We start from the raw sequence: 3,166 nt of genomic DNA on the forward strand, positions 1-3,166 counted from the left end.
GGTGCCCATGCTGGCGGAGGGGGCGGGCGCGGTTCTGGTGGTGCCTCGTCCGGCGCCTGCGGCGACGGCTGCGAGGAGATCGTGGTTGTGGGCGAGCGCGGTGGCGCATTCTTCGGGGAGGACGCCTTCTTCTATAGCTTTGAGCAGTTGGGAATCGTTACCTTCAACGAGACGACGGCAGTGACGGGTGCGCGAATTCTGGAGGCGCGGATCGCCCTTATCAATGTGCTGATCAACGAGCTCCTCAATAAGAAGTTGAGAGATAAAGTTGGCGACTGCAAGCACACGGCCTGCGACAGAATCACGAGATCGCTCAATATGGAAGAGACGATGCTCTTGAATGACCTCATCGCCCTGGCCGAGCAGGTGGTGCGGGATCGCGCGGCCGGCCTGCCGGATCCCACCGGCGGGGCGCTGTTTTTTAACTATCGAGAGATAGGGGGTCGTTTCCCAAATCTGAAACTCCTGTCAACTCTGCCCCATAAAATATACCCGAACCGTGTGCCGATATCCGTCATAGGGCCCTTCGAGAATCGTTGTCCAAAGACTGTACCGGCGTGCGGATCTGATCTTGGCGCAACAGGCATCTATCTCGTTCTGTTCACTCTGAGATAGCCTGCATAGAGGAGATCATGTGTCATGAGAATCTGGGTCATGCGCTTCATGCTCGTGGTGACGGCATGCGTTCTTGCATCGCCTTCAGCGTCGGGGGCGGAAGGTGCACGGAAGAAATGGCCAAATCAGTTCGTCTCTGCCTGTCGCGTCGTTGATGAAGAAAGTACGGCTGTGCCCGCGGCGACTATCGGCATAGGGGTAGGAGATATCTGGGCATATGTTTTTGACATATCTGTTGTAGATGGGGAGTTGATTCCTGGATTCGCTCTTTATGACATATATGAGGTCAATGAAGAACCGGATGAAGAAAGTGAAGAAAGGAGTCTGGTAAAATTCCTTTCTAAGATAAATGGAAAGAATTATTACTATCTTGGTTTATTCGGTCTAGCATATTCGAAGGAATTTCCTGATGGGTCGGCGGAGTACGCATTCGGGGCTATGTCACGAGTCATACAGAGAGATATCATAGAATATCTCTCATCTCAGCCTTTTACACTTACAGACGACTGGCGTTCGTACATCAAGCAAAATTATGCGAAATTGAATGCCTGCAAGTTCGTTTTTCGTCATGTCAAGGAATATGAAGACGCTCTGTCCAAGATTTTTGGCGGAGGCAAGGCACCGGAAAAACCGTCGGGGGCGCAACAACCGGAAAATGGGCGCGAGCATGACGGTAACCAGCCGCAGTAACCATCTGCTGCATTGCAATGATGTATCGTTGACCGATGTAAAGGCAAATATCTACTGCCGCAAACATGTTTTCGATAGTCCGTCTGGACCATCGGAATGACGTATTGGATACAAGCGTCTTATGGCGGGCGTCTCGAAAGCGTTATCGGAAGACGCTGCGGAAGAAGGGCTGTGCGGAGGCGGAAACGAAAAGGGGCAGGGAGGATGTTCGAGGTGTTCCTCGACATCAGCCACGCGGGGGGTACGCAGGGGGGAGAGGCCGGCCTGTGAGGGGCCGTCCCTTGTGAGAGAACGACCAAGCGGAAGAAGCATTCAATTTCGGACTTCGCGCGGCGTTATCGGACCGTTCGCCAGCTCCAGCCCGAGTCCCGTCCCCGGCCCGACGGAGATATTCGTTGGGACGTTCGAGAGACCATCTGTATGGTGACGCGGAACCGAATATGTGGGAGCAAGGTGCGGAGGGTTGTGAATGCGTGAAACGAGAGCGATCGTTTTCCGTCTGATAATCCCATGGCTAGCAATATTGAACCTTGGCCATCACCCTGTGTGGGCGGAGCAAGACGCGAATCCGAAAAATCCAGCTTTTGTTTCAGCCTGTCGGGTTGAAAAGGACTTTCTGGGGCGAACTCGACCGTTCGTAATTGCACTGGTACACGAAGTGCGGCTCCGAAAGGGGCTTTGCGCGGCGGTAAGCATGGTCGTGGTGATTACGGAAAAGGATGGCAAGCGGGAAATGAGCTTCATGGGATGGCAGCATTGGGGAGGCGACGAATTCTTCGAAGCAAGCGGGGGGTTGATGACGACTGCCCTTGCCAAAGACTACTACGATACTCTCATGAGACGCAAGTTCGTGTTTGTGAAAGACTGGGAGGGATATTTGGAAGGAAGAGGGAATTTTGATGTTTGCAGTTTGGACTTTGTGAACACCAATGCATACATCGGAAAGCCAAAAGGAAATTAGGAATATATGAAGTTTTGGCGAATATGAGGTATCGTTTAAGGTACGACAATTATTTTCTGTCTTCTCCCAAAAGAACGCTACCGCGCGTATTGAGAGATGAGAATGGCGTTCCCATCGGTCAACAGTTTCCACTTTCGGCAATCGGCCCCTTCAACAATTCTGCACCACGGGGGCTGCTGGGTCCCACACGGATATTCTTCGTCACTTTCGGGCCGCTGTTTCCGATTGGCAACTGAAAGGGGGGGCGAGATGCGGCAGTTGGCTGTGATTCTGATCGCCTTCTTCATCTGGACGGGGGCGGCATGGGGCCAGATGGAACCGGCCGAGAGCAGCATCTCGAAAACGCTTCCGGCAAGGCCGGCCTTCGTTGCGGCCTGTCGGCCGGACAGGACGGCGACTGGAGAGGCTTTTTCGGATCGAACCCTTCTTGTGCTCATCCACGACCCGAGACCGCTGCATGATGCCAGTCGGGGCGCAGATCTGTGTGAGAGCCAGACGGTTCTTTATTTCGTCACACGCGACAATGAGGGCAGAGTAAACTGGACGGCCATGGCCTGGCAGCATTGGAGTTTCGGCGAGACGCCGTGGGAAGCGGAGGGAGGCATGATGAGCGCTGCCTTGGCGGAGGATTACTATCATACCGTAATTGAGCAACCGTTCTACTTTACTAAAGATGTTGATTCATATATAAAGAATAAACAAGATTTCCCATTATGTCATGTAAAGTATCGCGCGGTCAGATATTATATCGAGCAAAAATAGAAATAGGACGTCTGCCACGGCAATCTTGCGGGGCGGGGGGCGTGGGGCTACGCTCATGATGTGGAGAACAGGCTCACCCGGGTGACGGGTCCGGTGAACCTGACGCTCAGCTATGATGCGCTGGGGCGGCTGGAGCGA

General features: G+C 53.5%; 4 protein-coding genes. All 4 read left to right on the forward strand.

What is annotated here, in order from left to right; translation table 11 throughout:
* Positions 1-615: hypothetical protein (locus D6694_13900; GenBank protein RMH36435.1), on the forward strand; the 615-nt coding region annotated here is incomplete at its 5' end.
* Between the two features lie 24 nt (positions 616-639).
* A complete protein-coding gene (locus D6694_13905; GenBank protein ID RMH36436.1) occupies positions 640-1,305 on the forward strand; it encodes a hypothetical protein in 666 nt (221 codons plus the stop codon).
* A 469-nt stretch (positions 1,306-1,774) separates the two neighbouring features.
* The gene (locus tag D6694_13910) at positions 1,775-2,266 is read left to right on the forward strand and encodes a hypothetical protein (GenBank protein ID RMH36437.1); all 492 of its coding nucleotides are present in this window, start codon (positions 1,775-1,777) and stop codon (positions 2,264-2,266) included.
* A 249-nt stretch (positions 2,267-2,515) separates the two neighbouring features.
* On the forward strand, positions 2,516-3,028 hold the full coding sequence (locus D6694_13915; protein RMH36438.1) for a hypothetical protein: 513 nt from the start codon (positions 2,516-2,518) through the stop codon (positions 3,026-3,028).
* Positions 3,029-3,166: the final 138 nt, after the last annotated feature.

The organism is Gammaproteobacteria bacterium, assembly GCA_003696665.1.
Classification (GTDB): domain Bacteria; phylum Pseudomonadota; class Gammaproteobacteria; order Enterobacterales.

Bases quoted from the DNA above. Each gene is read 5' to 3' on its own strand.
- D6694_13905 (RMH36436.1), top strand. From the start codon at position 640: ATGAGAATCTGGGTCATGCGCTTCATGCTCGTGGTGACGGCATGCGTT.
- D6694_13910 (RMH36437.1), top strand. From the start codon at position 1,775: ATGCGTGAAACGAGAGCGATCGTTTTCCGTCTGATAATCCCATGGCTA.
- D6694_13915 (RMH36438.1), top strand. From the start codon at position 2,516: ATGCGGCAGTTGGCTGTGATTCTGATCGCCTTCTTCATCTGGACGGGG.